21 protein-coding genes and 5 tRNA genes are annotated in these 21,067 nt (G+C 52.9%); 4 read left to right on the plus strand and 22 right to left on the minus strand.

What is annotated here, in order from left to right; all coding sequences use genetic code 11:
• Positions 1-162: 162 nt before the first annotated feature.
• From IE074_RS09900 to queA, 21 genes are all read right to left on the minus strand, one after another.
• Positions 163-948 (minus strand): ABC transporter permease, encoded by a 786-nt coding sequence (locus IE074_RS09900; RefSeq protein WP_189385313.1) that lies wholly within the window; start codon positions 946-948, stop codon positions 163-165.
• Between the two features lie 64 nt (positions 949-1,012).
• Complete coding sequence (locus IE074_RS09905; protein WP_189385314.1) at positions 1,013-2,206, minus strand: ABC transporter substrate-binding protein; 1,194 nt, start codon at positions 2,204-2,206, stop codon at positions 1,013-1,015.
• A gap of 50 nt (positions 2,207-2,256) precedes the next feature.
• Positions 2,257-3,081, minus strand: a complete 825-nt coding sequence (locus tag IE074_RS09910; protein WP_189385315.1) for an ABC transporter ATP-binding protein — start codon at positions 3,079-3,081, stop codon at positions 2,257-2,259.
• 13 nt (positions 3,082-3,094) lie between these two features.
• Positions 3,095-3,259: a rubredoxin gene (locus tag IE074_RS09915; protein ID WP_189385316.1), complete on the minus strand. Its 165-nt coding sequence runs from the start codon at positions 3,257-3,259 to the stop codon at positions 3,095-3,097.
• Entirely contained in the window at positions 3,259-4,377 is a 1,119-nt protein-coding gene (locus IE074_RS09920; protein WP_189385317.1) for an acyl-CoA dehydrogenase family protein, read from the minus strand. Before IE074_RS09920 ends, IE074_RS09915 begins: the two co-directional genes overlap by 1 nt.
• A 39-nt stretch (positions 4,378-4,416) precedes the next feature.
• On the minus strand, positions 4,417-4,959 hold the full coding sequence (locus IE074_RS09925) for a carboxymuconolactone decarboxylase family protein (protein ID WP_189385318.1): 543 nt from the start codon (positions 4,957-4,959) through the stop codon (positions 4,417-4,419).
• A gap of 262 nt (positions 4,960-5,221) precedes the next feature.
• Positions 5,222-5,298 (minus strand) — tRNA-Asp (locus IE074_RS09930).
• 39 nt (positions 5,299-5,337) lie between these two features.
• Positions 5,338-5,413 (minus strand) — tRNA-Glu (locus tag IE074_RS09935).
• 83 nt (positions 5,414-5,496) lie between these two features.
• Positions 5,497-5,573: transfer RNA gene (locus tag IE074_RS09940), tRNA-Asp, on the minus strand.
• Between the two features lie 38 nt (positions 5,574-5,611).
• Positions 5,612-5,687 (minus strand) — tRNA-Glu (locus IE074_RS09945).
• A gap of 88 nt (positions 5,688-5,775) precedes the next feature.
• Positions 5,776-5,851, minus strand: a tRNA-Ala gene (locus IE074_RS09950).
• 171 nt (positions 5,852-6,022) lie between these two features.
• Positions 6,023-7,591: an apolipoprotein N-acyltransferase gene (lnt, locus tag IE074_RS09955; protein ID WP_189385319.1), complete on the minus strand. Its 1,569-nt coding sequence runs from the start codon at positions 7,589-7,591 to the stop codon at positions 6,023-6,025.
• A gap of 3 nt (positions 7,592-7,594) precedes the next feature.
• A complete protein-coding gene (locus IE074_RS09960) occupies positions 7,595-8,491 on the minus strand; it encodes a CorC family transporter (protein WP_189385320.1) in 897 nt (298 codons plus the stop codon).
• Between the two features lie 124 nt (positions 8,492-8,615).
• Entirely contained in the window at positions 8,616-9,092 is a 477-nt protein-coding gene (gene ybeY, locus IE074_RS09965; RefSeq protein WP_189385321.1) for an rRNA maturation RNase YbeY, read from the minus strand.
• A 21-nt stretch (positions 9,093-9,113) separates the two neighbouring features.
• The gene (locus IE074_RS09970) at positions 9,114-10,142 is read right to left on the minus strand and encodes a PhoH family protein (RefSeq protein ID WP_189385322.1); all 1,029 of its coding nucleotides are present in this window, start codon (positions 10,140-10,142) and stop codon (positions 9,114-9,116) included.
• Positions 10,142-11,569 (minus strand): tRNA (N6-isopentenyl adenosine(37)-C2)-methylthiotransferase MiaB, encoded by a 1,428-nt coding sequence (miaB, locus tag IE074_RS09975; protein ID WP_189385323.1) that lies wholly within the window; start codon positions 11,567-11,569, stop codon positions 10,142-10,144. The genes IE074_RS09970 and miaB overlap by 1 nt, the downstream gene beginning before the upstream one ends.
• A gap of 202 nt (positions 11,570-11,771) precedes the next feature.
• A complete protein-coding gene (gene secF, locus IE074_RS09980; protein WP_189385324.1) occupies positions 11,772-12,713 on the minus strand; it encodes a protein translocase subunit SecF in 942 nt (313 codons plus the stop codon).
• Positions 12,714-12,791: 78 nt separating this feature from the next.
• Positions 12,792-14,666: a protein translocase subunit SecD gene (gene secD, locus IE074_RS09985; RefSeq protein ID WP_189385325.1), complete on the minus strand. Its 1,875-nt coding sequence runs from the start codon at positions 14,664-14,666 to the stop codon at positions 12,792-12,794.
• Positions 14,667-14,732: 66 nt separating this feature from the next.
• A complete protein-coding gene (gene yajC, locus IE074_RS09990) occupies positions 14,733-15,080 on the minus strand; it encodes a preprotein translocase subunit YajC (protein WP_189385326.1) in 348 nt (115 codons plus the stop codon).
• 52 nt (positions 15,081-15,132) lie between these two features.
• Positions 15,133-16,272, minus strand: a complete 1,140-nt coding sequence (gene tgt, locus IE074_RS09995) for a tRNA guanosine(34) transglycosylase Tgt (RefSeq protein WP_189385327.1) — start codon at positions 16,270-16,272, stop codon at positions 15,133-15,135.
• Positions 16,273-16,321: 49 nt separating this feature from the next.
• Positions 16,322-17,380 (minus strand): tRNA preQ1(34) S-adenosylmethionine ribosyltransferase-isomerase QueA, encoded by a 1,059-nt coding sequence (gene queA / locus IE074_RS10000; protein ID WP_189385328.1) that lies wholly within the window; start codon positions 17,378-17,380, stop codon positions 16,322-16,324.
• Between the two features lie 190 nt (positions 17,381-17,570).
• Between queA and upp the strand changes: the two genes are divergently transcribed.
• The 4 genes from upp to IE074_RS10020 all read left to right on the plus strand — a co-directional run bounded on the left by upp (position 17,571) and on the right by IE074_RS10020 (position 19,511).
• The gene (upp, locus tag IE074_RS10005; RefSeq protein WP_189385329.1) at positions 17,571-18,206 is read left to right on the plus strand and encodes a uracil phosphoribosyltransferase; all 636 of its coding nucleotides are present in this window, start codon (positions 17,571-17,573) and stop codon (positions 18,204-18,206) included.
• A gap of 172 nt (positions 18,207-18,378) precedes the next feature.
• A complete protein-coding gene (locus IE074_RS10010; RefSeq protein ID WP_189385330.1) occupies positions 18,379-18,696 on the plus strand; it encodes an ElaB/YgaM/YqjD family protein in 318 nt (105 codons plus the stop codon).
• Between the two features lie 21 nt (positions 18,697-18,717).
• Positions 18,718-19,110, plus strand: a complete 393-nt coding sequence (locus tag IE074_RS10015; RefSeq protein ID WP_189385331.1) for a phage holin family protein — start codon at positions 18,718-18,720, stop codon at positions 19,108-19,110.
• The gene (locus IE074_RS10020) at positions 19,107-19,511 is read left to right on the plus strand and encodes a hypothetical protein (protein WP_189385332.1); all 405 of its coding nucleotides are present in this window, start codon (positions 19,107-19,109) and stop codon (positions 19,509-19,511) included. The genes IE074_RS10015 and IE074_RS10020 overlap by 4 nt, the downstream gene beginning before the upstream one ends.
• Here IE074_RS10020 and IE074_RS10025 read toward each other — a convergent pair.
• Complete coding sequence (locus tag IE074_RS10025) at positions 19,468-21,012, minus strand: UbiD family decarboxylase (protein WP_189385333.1); 1,545 nt, start codon at positions 21,010-21,012, stop codon at positions 19,468-19,470. The genes IE074_RS10020 and IE074_RS10025 overlap by 44 nt on opposite strands.
• Positions 21,013-21,067: the final 55 nt, after the last annotated feature.

Genomic DNA, 21,067 nt, shown 5'->3' on the forward strand with positions numbered 1-21,067 from the left:
CTGGAACGGCGCTACCGTCATCCGCCCCGTAAAAAGTCATCATCAAGGAGACAGTTGAACTTTCATAAACGACAGAAAAAACATTGTTTTTAAATGGATTTTCCTTAACTTAATGGCAGTGATGCTCTTGCATGGGAACGCCTATTAAGTTTCCCGGGGATACTACGCTTTGCCGGGGCTACGCACCCAATGCTGGTACAGTTTTTGGGCCAGGCCATCCAGAATGAAGCCAAGCGCGCCAATAAGCACAATCACGGCCATCAGTTCTGAATAGGCAAGCCGGTCGCGGGTGTCCAGGATAAAGTAGCCCAAACCGGAGCTCACGCCCAGCATTTCACACGGAACCAGGACAATCCAGATAACACCAATGGCCAGCCGCACACCGGTCAGTATATGGCCTAAAACACCTGGAAGGATGATTTTCAGCAGGACTTCCTTACGGGTTGCGCTTAGGCTTTTGGCCAGCATCAGCCAGCGCGGGTCCAGTTGCTTGACACCCGACGCGGTATTCATGATGATGGGCCAGACAGCGGCAAAACTGAGCAGGAAGTAAATGGGCGCATCGCCAATACCAAACACCATGACGGCAATGGGCATCCATGACAAGGGCGAAATCATGCGCAGGAACTGGAAGGCGGTGCTGGTCGAGTTCTCAAGGGCGCGTGAGGCACCAATCGCAAGCCCAGCCGGAACGCCGATCAGCAAGGCCAGGCCCAGGCCCACCAGTACCCGTTTGAGGCTGGTCAGGGTATGCAGGGTGAGCTGGTTCTGAACCAGCAGCTCGTACAGGCTGCTGAATGTTTGAGCCGGACTTAGCAGGCTGGCCAGTGAGACATTCGCTTCCAGCAAATGGGTTCCCAGACTCCAAAGGGCAACCAGCATGAGCAAGCCACCTATGCCAAGGGAAAAACGGGCATTGAAGCCGGGTTGTTTGAAATTGGTATGCATAATTTTCGCGCTGGTATAAACGCCTGCAGCCCGATTTGGACAGCTTGCAGGCTGAAGTAAATGTTTAACCGGTAATGATTTCCTGCCGGGTGAATGACTCCAGGCCGAAAGCAGCCGGGCCACCATTATCGAGAATGGCTTTTTTCACAAAGCGGTCGTCCACAAGGTCGCTGGCCACAAAGGCAGGATCAAGTGCCTGCAGGAAATCGTTTCTGCCTGACACCAGGGTGTTCTTGAGTTTTCTGACCAACTCTTCGGTGTAGCTGGGAAAAGGATAAGGCTGAAAATCGATCCGTTTCTCATTCCATTGTGTATTGACGATTGCGCCATTGCTTTCGTACAGCTCCCGGTTCAGCAATTCGGGCACCAGAACCTGTGACAGTGCCTCCAATGAATGCGGGGTATAACGCTTGGCGTTATCCTTGGACAGGATTTGGGCGGTTTCGCTTCTATTATCCTGTATCCAGGCCTGGGCCTGGACAATGGCATTGACCACTTTCTGGGTCCATTCGGGGCGTTCCTGCAAGTCTTGCTCATGCATCAGCACCACACAGCAGGCGTGATCTTTCCAGACGTCACCGGTAAAACGCAGGATCTTGCCCACTTTAAGCACTTCGGCCGAGGCATTGAAGGGTTCGGCAACGGTATAACCGGCAATTTGTTTATTGGCCAGTGCGGGCACCATGTCAGAGGGTGGCATGACAACCAGCTTAACCTGTTGGCTGGTGGGGTTGCCTTCACTAATGGGTTCAAGCCCCTGGTTCTTGAGCAGATGTTGCAACACGACGTTATGCAGGGAATACCAGAATGGAATGGCAACGGTTTTTCCACCCAGGTCTTTAATCTGGTTGATTTCGTGCAAAACGGTCAGGCCCGATCCGGACATATGGTTCCAGGCAACCACTTTAGCCTTGGATTGGCTGCCATAGCGTGCCCAGACAGTCATGGGGGCCAGCAGATGCACCACGTTTACCTGGCCAGCCAGAAATGCCTCCACCAGTTGTGCCCAGCTGCGGAACATGCGGGGTTGTTCCACCTCGAGCCCCTGGGCCTGATAGTATTGCTGATGATCGGCGACCAATAATGGCGTGGCATCGGTAATGGGCAAATAGCCGATTCTTACCGGTGCATTGGGGTCTGCGGCACGGGCCTGGTTGTGCATTTGCAATAAAGGCAGTGCACCCATGGCGGTAAACAAGCCCGATAGTTTTAAAAACAGGCGACGGGCATCTGAAGTGGTGTTGTTAGCGTCTTTCATGTGTCTTCTCTTGGCCGGTAGGTGGCGAGGAACTGTTTTTTATAAGGGGTTCAGGCTGCCATGCTGGCGTTGTTGGCAGCGGTTTTGTTACGTGCCTGCCTGAGCAATTGGATAATTTCCACCCTGGTCTGGGTCAGTGTCGGGGAAATGGTGTCTCTGGGGTGAGGCTGGGTGATCGACCACTGGCCAATCTGGCGGCCCGGCATATCTCCGATCAGAATGATGCGGTCGGCGACAAGCAGGGCCTCATCAATGTCATGGGTCACCAGAATGGCGGCTGATTTGTGTTTTTGTGTGATTTGCAGCAGGAGTTCCTGCATTTCACTGCGGGTGATTTCATCCAGTGCGCTGAAAGGTTCATCCAGTAAAAGGATTTCAGGGTGGCGTGCCAGGCTGCGAGCCAGTGCCGCACGCTGGGCCATGCCGCCAGACAGCTCGGATGGATAACGCAAGCGGGCGGCAGTCAGGTTGACCTCTTCAATCGCCGCTTGCACGCGGGCATTGATTTGTTCCCGGGAGATGTGGGGCTGATGCTTGAAATCCAGGCCAAACCGGACGTTTTCTTCCAGATTCAGCCAGGGCAGCAGGCTTGGATCCTGAAAAACAAAACCCAGGCGCGGATGTGGACCCTGCAAGGGTTCATTGTTGACCTTTACGGTGCCCTGGTCGGCATTCTGCAGGCCGGCCAGTACACGGAGCAGTGAAGACTTGCCCACGCCGCTGGGACCCAGGATGGCCACAATTTCACCTTCAGACAGCTGCAGGGAGAAGTCGCGCAATACAACGGTGGGCGACTGTTTGGGCCTGCTGTAACTGAGTTGGAGTTGTTGGGCATCCAGAACGGTTTTCCTTGCCAACGGTGTCGGGTTCACCATGATGGGTCCTTGTTTAATCGGGAATGAGGTAGAAATCGGCCTTGGTCACGCCGCAATCGGGGCACTCCCAGTCATCGGGAATATCCTCGAATTTGGTGCCGGGAGGCAGGCCGTGTTCGGGAAGGCCAAGCGCTTCATCGTAAATCAGGCCGCAGGGGCCGCACATCCACTGTTTCATTATGCTGCCTCCATGTTGGAATGTTGTTCAAGATCATGAATTTCTTTGCGTAAATGCTTCAGGGCGGGCGTTACGATGGCCACAAAAACAGCCTCTCGCAGGCGTCGCTGGGCAGGGTGACGCATCAGGTAACCTTTGGCGCCCGCATGCAGAAGGGCTGACTGTGCTGCTGCCAGGGTGGCTTCAGACCCATTGGCACGGGCGCGTAAAATGTCCAGAATGCGGGCGGTGCCGTTTTCTGCCTGTGGTGCCAGGCTGCTGACTTCTTTTCTTAAGGTATCAAGACGGGTGGCCAGATCCGTTTCCTGTTCATCCAGGTAAATATTGACATGGGCCGTGGTGATATTGCTTTCCCGAATGGTTTTCAGGCTGCCTTCAATAATGCCAAAGCCAATACCCGATTGACCCAGTACAAAACCGGGCTTGATACGGCTGATAAAGGCTTTGAACTGATCGGGCCGGGCCAGGACGTCATCAGCGCTGACGCGAACATTCCTGAACCGCATGTTCAGGGTTTGGGTGCCCTCAAGACCGGAAAATTCGGGGCAGGGATTCAGGGCCAGCCCTTCGCTGTCGCCCCGTACGGCAAACATGATATAGCCTTCTTCGCCTACCGATGCGGCAACAATGGCAAGATGATCGTTGCCGATATTGGAAACCCATGGCAGGGAACCACTTACCATATAGTCTTTTCCTTCACGCGTGGCGGTCAGATGGATCTTTTCGATGCCGGCAAGGTGTTTGACGGTATTGGACATGCCGGTGCCAGAGAGCAGTTTGCCCTGGGCCACCAGGGGCAGGTAGCGCTGCTTGACCGTCTCATTGGGTGAATGCAGCAAATACCAGGCACAGGTGGACTGGCACCAGGTAAGGAATGCCGTGGAACCGCATTCACGGCCCACTGCCGTGATGATGTCGATTTGGGTGTCCAGGCCCAGTTCAACACCCCCGTATTCTTTTGGAATGGCTGCGGAAAACCCGCCCAGCGCGCCCAGTTGATGCAGGAAGTCAGCAGGGTAAACCCCTTCCTGGTCAATGGCACTGGCCAACGGGGCCAATTCGGTTTTTACCAGGTTGACAATGGAGGCTAAAAGAGCGGTCGTATCGGTTTGACTCACAGCAATATTCCTTACGGGCAGGGAAGAATCTATAAAGAATCAGGCAAAAGGTTGCAACTCGGGGTTAATGGGTGTTTTGGCCAGATTATTGGCGTAATTGCACAGGGTGGCCAGGCTGACGCCCAGAACGGCATCCAGTGCATTGGCTTGTGTATAGCCGGCTGCCAGGAAGTCATTCAGTTGCGCATCGGATACCTGACCCTTGTTTTCCATGACGGCAATGGTAAATTGGGCCAGTGCATTCAGTTTTGGATCGCTAAGCGCCTGGGTGTTGCGCAGGGCCTGAATGAGTTCTTCGGGCATCAGGTTTTTCTTGCGGGTAATGGCGGTATGGCCGGCAACACAAAAACCGCATCCGTTCAGGGTGGCGGCAGTAATTTGCACGACTTCACGTTCGGCATCGCTAAAGCCGTTGCGCGCATTGATGCCACCAACGACCTGGTAGGTTTCCAGGGCGGTGGGGGCATTGGCCAGAACGCCAATCAGGTTGGGGATGAATCCGTTGTTTTTCTTGACGTTTTGCAGGCGTTCGCTGGCTTCGGCGGGGACGGTGTCGAGGGTATGAATGGTTAAGCGGCTCATTATTTTAAACTTTAAATAAATGGGTTTATATTACCTACAAGTATAATGATCGCTGTTATACATGAAAAACAATAAGTGGTAATTTGCTTATGCTTTATTGTTATGTGAGCCGGGAAGAGATGATATGGGGGTACATGGACGATGGCAGTGATGTGTTTTTGTTCGGCAGCTTGAGCTGAGCGTGCTACTGAGACAGCGAAGAACCACCGCCAGAAATGAAAAAGCCCTTAACTTAAATAAAGATAAGGGCTTTTGAATTTTGTGGCGGAGCGGACGGGACTCGAACCCGCGACCCCCGGCGTGACAGGCCGGTATTCTAACCAACTGAACTACCGCTCCGCAGCGGTATGCTTAAAGTCAACATCAAACTGGAAAGTTTGGCGTCCCCTAGGGGATTCGAACCCCTGTACCCACCGTGAAAGGGTGGTGTCCTAGGCCTCTAGACGAAGGGGACAGGACTTTGTCTAACTGATATTAATGCTTCGTATGTGTAGCATTAAAAAGGCCCTGAAAAAGTGTCAGGGCTTTTGAATCTTGTGGCGGAGCGGACGGGACTCGAACCCGCGACCCCCGGCGTGACAGGCCGGTATTCTAACCAACTGAACTACCGCTCCGCAGCGGTATGCTAAAGTCAACATCAAACTTTAAAGTTTGGCGTCCCCTAGGGGATTCGAACCCCTGTACCCACCGTGAAAGGGTGGTGTCCTAGGCCTCTAGACGAAGGGGACAGGACTTTAACTTAAAACTTACTGCATTTTGATTGTGAGCCATAAAACTGTTTCACAACCTGCTTCGCTAAACCTTTCCAAAGAAAGTTGGTGGAGATAAGCGGGATCGAACCGCTGACCTCTTGCATGCCATGCAAGCGCTCTCCCAGCTGAGCTATACCCCCAATTGAGTGACTAGCGAAGAATTAGAATTATGCACGTGTTTATATTTTTGTGCAATGCCTTTTTGCTTCTTGTGTACAAAAAAGCCACATTTCAATTATGTTGCCTTAAAAATGATGTTTTTTTACCAATAAAATGATGTTTACACTTGCCTGGGATTTTTTTGAAAAAAATCAGGTTTTTTTTCTGGCAAGTACACCCAGGCCGATACAAAACAGTGACAATATAATTATCAGGCTATTGCCAGTACGTGCATATAGGGTATGGCCTTGTGTTCCCTGTACCTGTACATCCAATACGCCCGGAATGGCGGTGGGCAGGGCGGCAATCAGGTTTCCACTGGCGTCTATGGCTGCGGTTGTACCGGTGTTGGTGGCACGCACCATGGGGCGGGCGGTTTCCATGCTGCGCATGCGGGCAATTTGCAAATGTTGTCCCAGGGCAAAGGTATTGCCAAACCAGGCCAGGTTACTGACGTTAAACATGATGCTGGCGCCCGGAGAGCCATCGGGCCGGGCAAAAAGGGCGGGCAGCAGCTCCTCGCCAAAAACGTCTTCATAGCAGATATTGGGTGCAAAAACCTGGTCTTGTACCACGAAGTTGTGCTGTAAAGCGGTGCCCCGGTCAAAATCGCCAAGTGGTATGCCAATAGCGTGAACAAACCAGCGAAAACCGTAGGGAATGAATTCGCCAAAAGGAACCAGGTGCTGTTTGTCATAAACAGGCAGCCCCAGGCCGGACATCAATGCCTCGGTGCTGGTGTTCCCATCAAGGGCGATCACGCTGTTGGTGTAGCGCTCACCACGATGATCCAGAGTGCGCAAAGGGACACCCATGAAAAAAACGCTTTGCGTGTGTTCGGCAAGCCGGGTGACCGAGTGCCAGAATTCCGGGCTCATCCTGTCCTGGAAGCCCGGAATAATGGTTTCCGGGAAAATGATGACTTTAGCGGGCGCTTCAGGGTCGGCAGGCTCCAGCAAGGCCAGGTCAAAATTCTCATACATGCTTTCCATCATGGTGTCGGGATGGAACTTGCGGTCTTGGGAAATGTTGCCCTGAACCAGCCTGATTGAAATGGGGTTGCCATGCGGTTGGTGCCAGGAAATTTGTTTCAGGCCGAAACTGATCATGAACAGGCAGACAATGGAGATGAGGCAGAGGATTGATTTTTTTTGCTGTTGTTTTTGCAGGAAGACAAGGCCGGCAGCCAACAGTGCGGATACCAGTGCCGCCATAAAACCCACTCCGTAAGCGCCCAGGACGGGGGCCCAGCCGGACAGGACGCTGTCGGTGTGGGCATAACCCGTGCTGTTCCAGGGAAAACCGGTAAATATGAAGCTGCGCAACCAGTCTGATAATGCCTGGCAACCGGCCCAGACAAGTATGAAGCTGGCCACGCTGCTGCGTGACAGGTAGCGGCTTACACTGGCGGCAAGGACGGGATACAGGCTTAAGTAGGCGGATAGCAGGAAGACGGCAGCGGCGGCCAGCGGGGCGGCCAGCGCCCCGTAGGTATTCATGCTAATGAACAGCCAGTAAATGCCTACGCAGAAATTGCTGATGCTGAACCAGGCAGCGTGCCAGGCAGCCTGGCGTACGCTTCCAGCCCTCAGGACATACCAGGCCAGTATGCCCAGGGTGATGATTTGCGTTGATGACAGGCTCCATGCGGGAAGCGGGAAAGCGGAAAAGCTCAGGGCATGCAAAGCGCCCGCGGCAAGCAATAAAAGCCGGTGCATCATGGTTTAGTTGTCTTTGTTGGTAACAGCGGAAGAGGTGGAGCGCTTGACATGCAGCCATAAGGCACGCCTTGCATCGGCACGCAAGACCCGGAACCTCAGGTTTTCGTGGTCATGCGTGTCTCCACGTTGGGGGATATGATCCAGTTCTGCCGCCAGCCAGCCGCCAATGGTGTCATATTCATCTTCGGGAATATGGCTGTTGATGGTTTGGTTGAAGTCGCTGATATCGGTGATGGCCATGACCCGCCAGGCATTTTCCGACTCGGGGAAAATGGTCTGTTCGGCGTCTTCATCGTATTCGTCTTCAATATCGCCCACAATTTGCTCAAGGACATCTTCCATGGTGATAAGGCCGGTAATGCTGCCGTATTCATCGATGGCGATGGCAAGATGATTGCGGTTTTCCTTGAAGTCGCGCAACAGCTGGTTGAGTTTTTTTGTTTCGGGCACAAAGTAGGCAGGCCGGATCAGGTTGCGGATATTAAGGTTGGGTTCGTTGAAAAAACGCAGCAAGTCTTTGGCCAGCAAAATGCCGATAATGTTGTCACGCTCATTTTCATAAACAGGAAAACGCGAGTGCGCCGTATCAATAATGATGGGCAGGAGTTCCTGCAGGGATTGTGAGGCATCAAGCATGTCCATGCGTGAGCGGGGCACCATGATGTCGCTGACATTTTTTTCGGTAACCGAAATGGAGCCCAGGATCATCGTGTAGGAGTCGTCATCAAGTATTTCCCTGTCATGTGCGGTGCACAGGATTTCCTGGATGTCCTTACGGTCTTCGGGTTCGCTTTGGCCGATAAGGGTTTTAAAACGCTGCAACAAAGTACGTGCGGCTGATTTTTTGGCTGACTTTGTTTCCGAGTCAGCCTCGCTGGAAGGATATGGGTCTGTTGACATCTCTGGACGTCTAGTTAATGGGAATTCAAGCATAACTCAAAATTATTCAGTTTTGATGAAATTTCGGCTTGTTCATTGAAAATGCCTGAATTTCCCCCTTAAGCGTGCTTATTTTTGTGGATTATTAACGCTCCAGATAAGGGTTTTCGATATGTAAACGCGTCAGGATGGCAATTTCCATGGCTTCCATGTGTTCGGCCTCATCATTGCTGATATGGTCGTAGCCCAGGGCGTGAAGGGTGCCGTGCACGACCAGGTGGGCGGCGTGGTTTTTAAGCGGTTTGCCCTGTTCGGCGGCTTCTTTTTCCAGTACCTCAAGGCACAGGATAATGTCGCCGCGGGCCGTTCCTTCCGGGTCGACACCGTATTCGAAGGTCAGGACGTTGGTGGCGTAATCTTTGTTGCGATAGCTGGCATTGAGGGAGCGGCCTTCATCGGCGTCTACCAGGCGCAGGGTCAGTTCGGCACGCTGGAACGCATCGGGACAGTCCCGGCTTGCAGCCTGAACCGCTTTCAGGGCCCAGGCACGCAGCTGCTGACGGGACAGTTCCGGCGCATCAACGGCATATTGAACGGTAAAGCTGAGAACGGGTTCTGGCATGATGGTTTAACGGTAAGAAGATTAACGGGAAGTGTGGCTGGAGACCGCCTCTGACTCATCGTAGGCATCGATGATGCGAGCCACCAGTGGATGACGGACCACATCTTTACTGGAGAAACGTGAAAAAGCAATGCCTTCGACCGACTGCAAAACCTGCAGGGCATGAGACAGACCGCTTTTTTGCCCTTTGGGCAGGTCAACCTGTGACGGGTCACCGGTAATAATGGCCTTGCTGCCAAAACCAATGCGGGTCAGGAACATTTTCATCTGTTCCGGAGTGGTGTTCTGGGCTTCATCAAGGATGACAAAGGCATGGTTCAGGGTGCGGCCACGCATATAGGCCAGCGGTGCGATTTCAATCGTTTGCTTTTCGAACAGGCGCTGTACTTTTTCAAAGCCCATCAGGTCGTAAAGCGCGTCATATAAAGGGCGAAGGTATGGATCCACCTTCTGGGCCAGGTCGCCGGGCAGAAAACCCAGGCGTTCGCCAGCCTCTACCGCTGGACGCGTCAGAATGATGCGTTGTACGTTTTCACGCTCCAGGGCATCAATGGCGCAGGCCACGGCCAGCCAGGTCTTGCCCGTGCCGGCCGGGCCTGTGCCAAAGGTAATGTCATTGCGCAGGACATTATTCAGGTACTGGCGCTGGCTGGGCGTTCTGGGGCGCAGGTCGCTGCGTCGCGTGCGCAGGATGATGGTGTCGCTTTCATCGTCCAGTGGTGGCAGATCGTCCTGCTCTGTTGGCTGGCTTGATGAGGCGGGTGTCGCTTTGTTGTGCGGAGAGGCCTTCTGCTCTACCAGGCCCAGCTGGATATCATCGATGGAGAGGTCTTTGTGGCGGGCCCGCCGATGAAAAATCTCAATGCTGTTGCCCGCCTTCAGGGCCTGCTCGCCTTCCAGGGTAATGCGGTTGCCATTACGGCCAAGCTTGACCCCCCAGGCCTGGGCGATTTGCCGCAGGTTTTCATCGAGGGGGCCACATAGATTGGCCAACTGCATATTGTCGCCATCAAGGGTGATGATAACCGGCTGGTTGCGTTTGACGGCCATTAGCTAACCTGCTCGCTGGTTACCACCTCGCCACGCAGTGAATTGGTGTAGACATCGGTAATGCGTACATTGACGATTTGGCCAATGAGGCGTTTGGGTGCGGAAAAATTGACGATCCGGTTGTTTTCGGTACGTCCGGTCAGCTCGTCTTTGTCGCGGCGTGATTCGCCTTCGACCAGCACGGGCTGAATCGTGTTGAGCATGGCATGGCTGATGGCCTTGGCCTGTTTGTTGATTTGGGCCTGCAAGCGTTGCAGGCGCTTGAGCTTGACCTCGTAAGGGGTGTCATCATGCAGGTCGGCGGCCGGCGTGCCGGGACGACGCGAATAGATGAAAGAAAATGAAGTGTCAAAATTGACGTCTTCGATCAGCTTCATGGTGGTTTCGAAGTCGGCATCGGTTTCACCGGGAAAGCCAACGATGAAGTCGGAGGACAGCGTCAAACCGGGACGTGCTGCATACAGTTTGCGGGCAATGGCCTTGAATTCAAGCCCGGTATAACCGCGCTTCATGGCGGCCAGGATGCGGTCGCTGCCGGTCTGGATGGGCAGGTGCAGGAAAGGCACCAGCTTGGGCAGGGCGCCGTGCGCTTCAATCAAGCGGTTGGTCATTTCCTTGGGATGGGACGTGGTATAGCGGATGCGTTCAATGCCCGGGATTTCATGGACATATTCAAGCAACATGGCGAAGTCGGCGATTTCACCGCTGTCTCCCATGGTGCCACGGTAGGCATTGACGTTCTGGCCCAGCAGATTGACTTCTTTAACCCCTTGGTCTGCCAGGTCGGCCACTTCCTGCAAGACGTCTTCAAACGGACGGGAAATTTCTTCGCCACGGGTATAGGGAACCACGCAAAAACTGCAGTATTTGCTACAGCCTTCCATAATGGAAACGAATGCCGACGGACCATCAACGCGGGCAGGTGGCAAGGCGTCGAATTTTTCAATTTCGGGGAAGCTGATATCGACTTGCGAGCGGCCGGTTTCCTGCCTTTTATTGATCAGGTCTGGCAGGCGGTGCAGGGTCTGGGGGCCGAAAACGACGTCAACGTAGGGGGCACGGCGAATGATGGTGGCCCCTTCCTGACTGGCCACGCAACCGCCGACACCAATGACCAGGTTTGGTTTTTTCTGTTTGAGCTGATTGGCGCGTCCGAGGTCTGAAAAGACCTTTTCCTGGGCTTTTTCACGGATTGAACAGGTGTTGAACAGGATGACATCGGCATCTTCCGGATCGTTGGTCAGCTCCAGGCCCTGGTTTTCACGCAGTACATCAGCCATTTTGTCAGAGTCATATTCATTCATCTGGCAGCCGAAAGTCTTGATGTAAAGCTTGCGGATGCTGCCATCGGGGGCGGCCAGGGAAGACAGGGGAGATTCAACCGCTTCAGGATTAAAGCCGGGACGTTTGAGGTTTGTTTCTTGCATAATCGAATACCGGTGCGGGTTTAAGCCCGGGGGCAAAAAAGGAAAAGCAGATTGTACTCTTATTGTCGCTCTTTTTTCTATCTGTTTGTTTTTACATTGAAAAATGTCCCAAATTAAATTACCCCCAAAAACCGGTGATATCCGGGCGTTGGGGGTAATTTCAATGGCAAGGGTTTATAAGTCGTTTACCTTGTGGCGTGCATCAGCCTTCCATGATTTCGGCGGCAGGGTCTTCTTTTTTGGGTGCTTTCACCATGTCTTCACGTTTGACACCCAGCCACATGGCAAGGGAGGCCGCCACGAAAACCGATGAATAAATGCCAAACCAGATACCGATGGTTAAGGCCAGCGAAAAATAATGCAGGGTGGGACCTCCAAAAAAGAACATGGACAACACCATCATCTGGGTAGAACCGTGAGTAATAATGGTACGGGAGATGGTTTGGGTAATGGAGCTGTCAATGACTTCGCGAACCGAAGTTTTGCGCTGTTTGCGGAAGTTTTCACGGATCCGGTCCATGATAACCACCGATTCGTTGACCGAGTAGCCAAGGACAGCGAGCACGCCGGCCAGTACGGGTAAAGAGAACTCCCATTGGAAAAAGGCAAAAAAGCCCAGAATAATCACCACGTCGTGCAGGTTGGCAATCATGCCGGCAATGGCGAATTTCCATTCAAAGCGGAAACCCAGATACACAATAATACCCAGGACCACAAAGAAAAACGCTTTCAGGCCATTGCTGAACAGTTCGCCACCTACCTGTGGGCCAACAAATTCAACCCGGCGCAGTTCGGCACTGGGGTCTGCCTGTTGCAAAATCTGCATGACCTTTTCGCTTTGCTCGGCCGACGAGACGCCCTCCTGAACGGGCAGGCGAATCATGACGTCTTGCGAGGTGCCAAAATTCTGTACCTGGAAGTCGGTATAACCCAGGGAGGTCACTGATTTACGGATGGAGTCCAGTTCGGCGGGCTGCTGGTAATTGACTTCCATGACGGTTCCACCTGTAAATTCAATCGAAAGGTGAAAACCGCGGGTAACGATGAAAAATACCGCCAGTATGAAAGTAATGGCACTGATCGCGTTAAGGATTGGTGCATACTTCATGAACGGTATGGTTTTACGGATTCTGAATAATTCCATTTTAATTCCTGGTACCCGAACCGCCAGGGTTCAGGTACATTGTTTTCGTGTTAAACCTTGCTTGTGGATGAAAGCGTTTTATTTCTCTGCATCCGGTTTCCAGACAGTACCGATAGCCAGGGTTTTGAGCTTTTTACGACCGCCATACCAAAGGTTGACCAGTGCACGGACACCCACTACGGACGAGAACATGGAGGTCAGGATGCCAAGGGTATGCACGACGGCAAACCCACGGATGGGGCCACTGCCAAACGCCAGCAATGCCAGTCCAACAATCAGGGAGGTCAGGTTTGAGTCAAGAATGGTTCCCCACGCCTTGTCAAAACCGGTATTGATGGCCTGTTGCGGCGAGGCACCGCCACGCAGTTCCTCCCGTATCCGTTCGTTGATCAGCACGTTCGCGTCAATCGCCATACCAAGGGTAAGGGCCAGCGCCGCAATACCTGGCAGGGTAAGCGTGGCCTGCAGCATGGAGAGCAGTGCCAGCAGCAGCAAGACGTTGAAGATCAGGCCCAGGGAGGAGAAAATACCAAAGAGGTGATAGTAAATAATCATGAACACGGCAATCATGATGAAGCCGTACAGGGTGGAATCAAACCCTTTCTTGATGTTTTCCGCACCCAGGCTTGGGCCAATCGTGCGTTCCTCGATAATGCTCATGGGCGCGGCCAATGAGCCGGCACGAAGCAACAGGGATACGTCGGCCGCCTGCTGGGCAGTCATGCTGCCTGAAATCTCAACTTGTCCGTTGGGGATTTCACTGCGGATAACCGGTGCGGTAACGACTTGTCCGCGGTTGTTTTCAAACAGGATAATGGCCAGTCGTTTGCCAATGTTGTCGCGGGTGGTGTCGCGAAAAATGCGGGCACCTTTGTTGTCCAGGGTCAGGTTAACGGTGGGTTCCTGGGTTTGCTGGTTACGGCCGGCCTGGGCGTTTTCCAGGTTTTCACCAGTTAGCAGGACCTGGCGGCGCACCAGAATGGGGCGGCCGTCGCTGTCCTTGAAAGACTCCAGTCCGAATGGCACCGTGCCACTGGCCAGGGCAGACATGGCTGCGGGTGAGTCGTCGACCATACGCAGTTGCAGGGTGGCGGTACGGCCAAGAATTTCCTTGGCCTTGGCGACATCCTGAATGCCGGGCAATTGAACAACGATACGGTCGTTGCCCTGCTGCTGGATAACCGGCTCGGCAACGCCCAATTCATTGATGCGGTTATGCAGGGTAAGAATGTTTTGTTTGAGGGCGGTTTGTTCTACCCGGGCGATTTCGCTTGGGCTGATTTGTCCTGTCAGGATGAATTTGCCGTTATCGGCAGATTCGGTAAAGGTCAGTTCATTGATACGGTTACGGAACGCGGCAATGGCTTTGTTGCGGTCGGTATCGGAGGCAAAGGTGGACACAACGGTGGAGCCTACCTTGTTGACGGACTCGACGTCAACTTTCTGGTCGCGAAGAATGCTGCGGATGTCGGTGGTCAGCGTGTCATAGCGCGATTCCAGTGCGCCTTTCATGTCGACCTGCAGCAGGAAGTGAACGCCACCGCGCAAGTCAAGACCCAGGTACATGGGGTTTGCGCCCAGGCTGGTCAGCCAGTCGGGAGATCCGGACAGCAAGTTCAGGGCAACCGTATAGTCGGGCTCTTGTGTATTGGTATTCAGGCTGCTCTCAAGGATGTCTTTGGCCTTAAGTTGGTTATCGGTGGAAGCGAAGCGGATGCGGATGGTGCCCACCGGACCATTTTGCTGAAAATAGGAGCCCGTATAAGGAATGTTGTTTTGTTTAAGGATGCTGTCAACGCGGCTTAACAGCTGTTGATCGACCTTGAGTGTAACGTTTGCGCTAGAAACCTGGACAGCAGGCGATTCCCCGAAAAAGTTCGGGATGGTGTAAACGATACCGATTACCAATGCAACCAGTACCATTAGGTATTTCCAGAGAGGATAGCGGTTCATGCCGTAGCCGTATAAATATGTGGATTAAAAAAAGAAAGCCCTTAAAAAATTAAGGGCAGGGCAGCCTTACAGTGATTTGATGGTGCCTTTGGGCAGGATATTGGTAACGGCTCCGCGCTGTAGCAGGACTTCAACGGGTTTTTCGGCCAGTTCGGATACTTCGATGGTAATGTAGTTGTCGGTTACTTTGCTGACTTTACCCAGCAGGCCACCTGATGTAATGACTTCATCGCCTTTGGCCAGTGCTTCGACCATGGCTTTATGTTCTTTCTGGCGTTTCATTTGTGGACGGATCATCATGAAATAAAGCACCACAAACATGAGGATGATTGGCAGAAAACTTGCCAATCCACCCGCTGCGCCCTCGGGGGCGGCTTGAGCAATAATGAGTTGTGATAAATCTGTTGCCAGCATGGGGGACTCCAAAAAAATAATTATATTAACGGGATATTGTAGCGGAACTTGATTATTCGATGCCTCTTGCGCGATCTTTTGCGAATTGTTCTTTCCATTGTGCAAAAGTACCGTTCTCCAGTGCCGTGCGCATTTCCTGCATTAAGTTAAGATAGTAATGCAGGTTGTGAAGAGTATTCAGGCGGGCACCGGTAATTTCATTGGCTTTTTGCAGGTGATGCAAATAAGCGCGGGAAAAGTGTTTGCAGGTATGGCAGTGGCAGGTCGGGTCCAGTGGGCGGGTATCATCCCTGTAACGGGCATTGCGGATCTTGATATCGCCAAAGCGGGTAAACAGCCAGCCATTACGGGCATTGCGTGAAGGCATGACGCAGTCGAACATGTCCACGCCGTTGGCGACGCCATCAACCAGGTCCTCGGGGGTACCCACGCCCATCAGGTAACGGGGCGCATTTTCAGGCAGCTTGTGGGTGATGTGCTGCAAAATGCGCAGCATGTCTTCCTTGGGTTCACCCACCGACAGGCCTCCAATGGCATAGCCATGGAAACCGATATCGGTGAGGCCGGCCAGGGATTCATCACGCAGGGATTCATACATGCCGCCCTGGACAATCCCAAACAGGGCATTGGGGTTTTCCAGTTGATTGAAGGTGTCTTTGGAGCGTTTGGCCCAGCGCAGTGACATGCGCATTGAGCGGGCCGCCTCTTCCTGGGTGGCCGGGCGGCCATCAATCATGTAAGGGGTACACTCATCAAACACCATGACGATATCAGAATTCAGGGAACGCTGGATGCGCATGGATTCTTCGGGCGTCAGCAGCAGCTTGGCGCCATCAATGGGCGAAGAAAATTTAACGCCTTCCTCTGTGATTTTGCTGCGCAGGTCACTAAGGCTGAATACCTGAAAACCACCCGAATCAGTCAGGATGGGCTTGTTCCATTGCATGAATTGATGCAAGCCGCCATGCTTTTCGATCACTTCGGTGCCCGGGCGCAGCCAAAGGTGGAAGGTGTTGCCCAGAATAACCTGGGAACCGATTTCCTCCAGCTCATGCGGCAACATGGCCTTGACGCTGCCATAGGTACCAACCGGCATGAACATGGGCGTTTGCACGGTGCCATGGTTTAAGGTAAGGCTGGCGCGTCGGGCCTTGCCTTCGGTTTTTAACAGTTCAAACTTGAGTCCTGACATATTTTTTCAATATAAATGATTTTTATCGGGGAGCTGGGCTGCCTTGCATTCAGGCGCGTGGCGCTATGAACATGGCGTCACCATAGCTGAAAAAACGGTATTGCTGTTTGATGGCGTGTTGATAGGCCTGGCGCATGGTATCAAGGCCACACAGTGCTGAAACCAGCATAAGCAGGGTGGACTGGGGCAGGTGGAAATTGGTAAGGAGCCCGTCTATGACCTGGAATTCGTAGCCAGGGGTAATAAACAGGCGGGTGTCGGCCGAATGGGCACGCGGACATTTTGGTCCGGCAAGACCGCCTTGATGAGCGGCCGATTCCAGTGCACGCACGCTGGTGGTGCCTACGGCAATCACGCGCCCGCCGTTGGCCCGGGTTTGTAAAATGGCCTCTACGGTTTCTTGTCCAACGGTATACCATTCGGCATGCATGGTGTGGTCTTTTAATTGTTCAACCCGCACGGGCTGAAAGGTGCCTGCACCCACATGCAGGGTTACAAAGGTACAGTCAATACCTGCGGCTTTTATTTTCTGCAACAGCGCATCGTCAAAATGCAGGCCGGCGGTTGGGGCGGCAACGGCACCGGGTTCCCGGGCATACACGGTTTGATACCGCTGCTCATCGGACGAGTCGGCCTCGTGCTGGATATAGGGTGGCAAGGGAGTCGCGCCGTATTGATCCAGCAGGTCCAGGACATTTTTTGGAAAACGAAGGTCAAACAATTCACCTTCGCGTCCAAGTACCTCTGCCTCAAAAGCGTTTTCAAAGACCAGTCGGGTACCTGCCTTCGGTGATTTACTGGATTTAAGATGTGCCAGGGCACGGGTGGGCTCGGTTATGCGTTCGATCAGGGCTTCGATTTTTCCACCGCTTTGCTTTTGTCCATGCAGGCGTGCCTTGATGACCTTGGTGTTGTTAAAAACAAGCAGGTCGTTGGGTTTTAGCAGATTCACGATATCGGGGAAGGCAAGGTCGTGGAACCGGTCTTGCGGATCGATGTGCAACAGGCGGCTTTGTCCGCGGGATGCAGGGGGTGTCTGGGCGATAAGCGCTTGTGGCAACTCATAATTGAAGTCGGCAACAGTTAGCGTATTGTTGATCTGATACATGAAAACAGCAAAGGTAATTGGAAAAATATCGAAGGGCGTATTATCATTTCGGCATGGTTAATGCTGGGCAAGGGGTTATTATAAAGCGAGTTTAACCCTGCGCCATTGAAATGAATGGCTCAGGAAAGTTATGCCCTTTTTCAGCACTGGCAGACTGAATATATTGTATTGTGAATCCATCGGAGAAATTATGGCCATCCACGAGATCCGGCACCCCCTTATCAGACATAAACTGGGCATTATGCGCAGTGCAGATCTGAGTACAAAAAGTTTTCGCGAATTGGCCCAGGAAATTTCAGCGCTGCTTACTTATGAGGCCACTAAAGACTTCCCACTTGAAAACACCACCATCAAGGGGTGGTGTGGTAATGTTGTCGTAGAGAAAATTGCGGGCAAGAAAGTAACCGTTGTGCCCATCCTGCGTGCCGGTATTGGCATGCTGGAAGGTGTTCTTTCGCTGGTTCCGGGCGCCAAGGTCAGCGCTGTTGGCATTGCCCGCAATGAGGAAACCCTCGAGGCCGCAACCTACCTGAAAAAACTGGTGGATGACCTGGACCAGCGGATTGCCCTGATTATCGACCCGATGCTGGCGACCGGCGGTTCCATGGTTGCCACCATTGACATGTTAAAAGCGGCCGGTTGCCGCGAGATTCGCGCGCTGGTTCTGGTGGCGGCACCGGTGGGCATTGAAAAAGTGCTCAGCATTCATCCTGATGTGGAAATTTACACCGCCTCGGTGGATGAAGGCCTGAATGAAAATGGTTATATCATTCCCGGACTGGGTGATGCCGGTGACCGGATTTTCGGCACCCGGCAAAAAGATTAAGGAAAACCCCGCCAGTTCCTGTTTTTGTTACGCGGCCGTTACAGTATTGTCTTGTATTTTCAAACAAGATAAAGAAGAAACAAGTCGTCATGTTTTTTTGTTTTTTCTATATTGTAGTTGCCAAAAATCATATATGATGTTCTGAAGCCCGTTAACTTTTTGGAGAAAGCAAATGGCCATACGAAAAAGTCTGGAGCAAACCGAAGAGCAATTGCTGGAAAGCCTGCGCAAAAGTGTTGAAGAGGCGGAAGCATTGCTGAAAGAAGCCGCAGGTGCCGGTGAAGAAAAAGCGCATGAATTAAGGGCAAGGGCAATGGGTGCCATTCACAGGGCAACCGACAGTTTCAAGGAAACCCAGGAAAAAGCGATTGCCCAAAGCAAGGAAGCCGTACGGGTGACCGATGAGTACGTTCATGAAAACCCATGGCGCTCAATTGGCATGGTGGGCCTGGCAGGCTTGTTGTTGGGCGTTATTATTGGTCGTCGTTAAGTATTAAAGGGTACCGCCTTTATGACCGTCAGGCATGATCTGAAGAACGCGGTTGGCAGCCTGTTTAAAATCGCTGCCACCCGCGTGGAGTTGTTTGGGCTTGAAGTGGCCGAAGAAAAAGAGCGTATGCTGGGCATGCTGTGGTTGAGCATGTTTGGTTTTGTTTTTTTTATCCTGGCCCTCATGAGTGCAACTGTATTGGTTGGCCTGTATTTTTGGGGTACCGAATACCGTTTTGTCGTTTTGCTGGGGCTGGTGCTATTTCATACCCTGGCTGCACTGGCCTGTTTTTGGTATGTCCGTTCCCATCTCATCAGGAAAAATCTGCCATTTTCCGCTACGGTCAAGGCCCTGCAAGATGATGCGCAGTGTATACGGGGCAAAACACCGGCAGCTACCGAGGATCGCCCATGAACCGAAAAGAACGGGAGTTGCACAAACAATTTCTGGTTGCCCGAATAGAGGTTGAGCGGGAAATTGCCAGTCTGAGTTTCAGAAAACTGGCTCTCTCGGCTTCCCCACGTGCACTGAAGCAGCAATTACTGCAAAGCGGTAACCTGGGCTTGTCCCGTATGACAGGTATTCCTTCTACCTTGTTTGCTTACCTGGAAAAGAACCCGCGTCTTAGCCTGTTGGTTAGCCGGGTTTTGCTGCGCTCCAGCAAAACCCGTTCAAAAGTGCTTAGGCCGGTGGTGCTGGCGGCGGTTTCCTGGTTTGTTTACAATAAATTCCAGAATCGGGAAAGCAAAGCGCCTTCCCGTCAACCGGTTACTACAAGCCCAGATCCTTCCATAGAGAATCCACCCGGGTTTTGACATCTGCATCCATCTTGATGGGCGTCCCCCATTCGCGTTGGGTTTCACCAGGCCATTTATTGGTGGCATCCAGTCCCATCTTGCCACCCAAACCAGATACCGGAGAGGCAAAATCCAGGTAATCAATGGGCGTGTTTTCAACCAGTAGCGTATCCCGTACCGGGTCCATTCGGGTAGTCATGGCCCATACGACTTCTTTCCAGTCGCGGGTATCAACATCGTCATCAACTACAATAATGAATTTGGTATACATGAACTGACGCAGGATGCTCCAGACGCCAAACATGACACGTTTGGCATGACCAGCGTATTGCTTACGGATGGAAACGACTGCGAGCCGGTAACTGCAGCCTTCCGGTGGCAGGTAAAAGTCAACGATTTCAGGTAGTTGCTTCTTTAGCAGGGGAACAAATACTTCATTCAGGGCCACTCCCAGCACCGCAGGTTCATCGGGAGGTTTGCCGGTATAGGTTGAGTGGTAAATGGGGTTTTTGCGCATGGTAATGCGCTCAACCGTAAAGACCGGGAACCAGTCCTGTTCGTTGTAATAGCCGGTATGGTCGCCGTAAGGGCCTTCCAGCGCCATTTCGTAAGCGGAGGGTTTCGGAGGCGTCATGCCTTCGGGCACTGAAGGAGCCAGCGCGCGCGGGTCTGAGGACGGAAGTATATGCCCCTCAAGCACGATTTCCGCCGAGGCGGGAATGGACAAATCGCTGCCAATGGCCTTGACCAGTTCTGTGCGTGAACCGCGCAGCAGACCGGCAAACTGGTATTCCGACAGGCTGTCGGGAACCGGTGTTACGGCACCCAGGATGGTGGCAGGGTCTGCGCCCAGGGCAACGGCAATCGGAAACGGTTTGCCGGGATTGGCCAGGGCGAAATCACGAAAATCAAGAGCGCCGCCGCGATGTGACAGCCAGCGCATGATGAGTTTGTTACGGCCTACAAGCTGCTGGCGATAAATCCCCAGGTTCTGGCGTTTGGCAAGTGGGCCTCTGGTAATGACCAGGCCCCAGGTAATCAGGGGGGCGACATCGCCAGGCCAGCAGGTCTGGATGGGCAGGCGGTTAAGGTCAACGTCATCGCCTTCAAGAATAATTTCCTGGCAGGCGGCGTGGCGATGCATTTTTGGGGCCATGTCCCACAGTGCGGCTTTAAGCATGGATACCTTGCCAAAAGCGTCTTTCAGGCTTTTGGGTGCCTCGGGTTCACGCAGGGTGGCCAGCAATTCACCTATTTCCCTTAGGGCGCCGGTACTGTCGGCACCCATGCCCCAGGCAACCCGCTGGGGCGTACCAAACAGATTGGCCAGCACCGGAATGTCAGATTTCTGGCCATTGTGCATGGGATTGTCAAAAAGCAGGGCAGGCCCTTCCTTGCGTAATACACGATCGCTGATTTCCGTCATTTCAAGATGGGTGGAAACCGGTGTTTGAATGGCTTTCAGGTTATTCAGTTTTTCGAGCTGACTGAGGAAGTCACGCAGGTCACGGTATTTCAATTTGTTCGGCCTATCAGAATTTGATAAAGAGGCTCCATTATAGGATATCTGGCGA

Origin of the sequence: Advenella faeciporci (assembly GCF_014652395.1) — a bacterium.
Classification (GTDB): domain Bacteria; phylum Pseudomonadota; class Gammaproteobacteria; order Burkholderiales; family Burkholderiaceae_B; genus Advenella; species Advenella faeciporci.

Coding starts and splice junctions, on each gene's coding strand:
- IE074_RS09960 (WP_189385320.1), bottom strand. CDS start 8,491: ATGTCAACAGACCCATATCCTTCCAGCGAGGCTGACTCGGAAACAAAG.
- lnt (WP_189385319.1), bottom strand. CDS start 7,591: ATGATGCACCGGCTTTTATTGCTTGCCGCGGGCGCTTTGCATGCCCTG.
- IE074_RS09910 (WP_189385315.1), bottom strand. CDS start 3,081: ATGGTGAACCCGACACCGTTGGCAAGGAAAACCGTTCTGGATGCCCAA.
- upp (WP_189385329.1), top strand. CDS start 17,571: ATGGCCATCCACGAGATCCGGCACCCCCTTATCAGACATAAACTGGGC.
- miaB (WP_189385323.1), bottom strand. CDS start 11,569: ATGCAAGAAACAAACCTCAAACGTCCCGGCTTTAATCCTGAAGCGGTT.
- IE074_RS10020 (WP_189385332.1), top strand. CDS start 19,107: ATGAACCGAAAAGAACGGGAGTTGCACAAACAATTTCTGGTTGCCCGA.
- IE074_RS09905 (WP_189385314.1), bottom strand. CDS start 2,206: ATGAAAGACGCTAACAACACCACTTCAGATGCCCGTCGCCTGTTTTTA.
- IE074_RS09900 (WP_189385313.1), bottom strand. CDS start 948: ATGCATACCAATTTCAAACAACCCGGCTTCAATGCCCGTTTTTCCCTT.
- queA (WP_189385328.1), bottom strand. CDS start 17,380: ATGTATCAGATCAACAATACGCTAACTGTTGCCGACTTCAATTATGAG.
- IE074_RS10010 (WP_189385330.1), top strand. CDS start 18,379: ATGGCCATACGAAAAAGTCTGGAGCAAACCGAAGAGCAATTGCTGGAA.
- IE074_RS09925 (WP_189385318.1), bottom strand. CDS start 4,959: ATGAGCCGCTTAACCATTCATACCCTCGACACCGTCCCCGCCGAAGCC.
- secF (WP_189385324.1), bottom strand. CDS start 12,713: ATGGAATTATTCAGAATCCGTAAAACCATACCGTTCATGAAGTATGCA.
- tgt (WP_189385327.1), bottom strand. CDS start 16,272: ATGTCAGGACTCAAGTTTGAACTGTTAAAAACCGAAGGCAAGGCCCGA.
- yajC (WP_189385326.1), bottom strand. CDS start 15,080: ATGCTGGCAACAGATTTATCACAACTCATTATTGCTCAAGCCGCCCCC.
- secD (WP_189385325.1), bottom strand. CDS start 14,666: ATGAACCGCTATCCTCTCTGGAAATACCTAATGGTACTGGTTGCATTG.
- IE074_RS10015 (WP_189385331.1), top strand. CDS start 18,718: ATGACCGTCAGGCATGATCTGAAGAACGCGGTTGGCAGCCTGTTTAAA.
- IE074_RS09915 (WP_189385316.1), bottom strand. CDS start 3,259: ATGAAACAGTGGATGTGCGGCCCCTGCGGCCTGATTTACGATGAAGCG.
- ybeY (WP_189385321.1), bottom strand. CDS start 9,092: ATGCCAGAACCCGTTCTCAGCTTTACCGTTCAATATGCCGTTGATGCG.
- IE074_RS09970 (WP_189385322.1), bottom strand. CDS start 10,142: ATGGCCGTCAAACGCAACCAGCCGGTTATCATCACCCTTGATGGCGAC.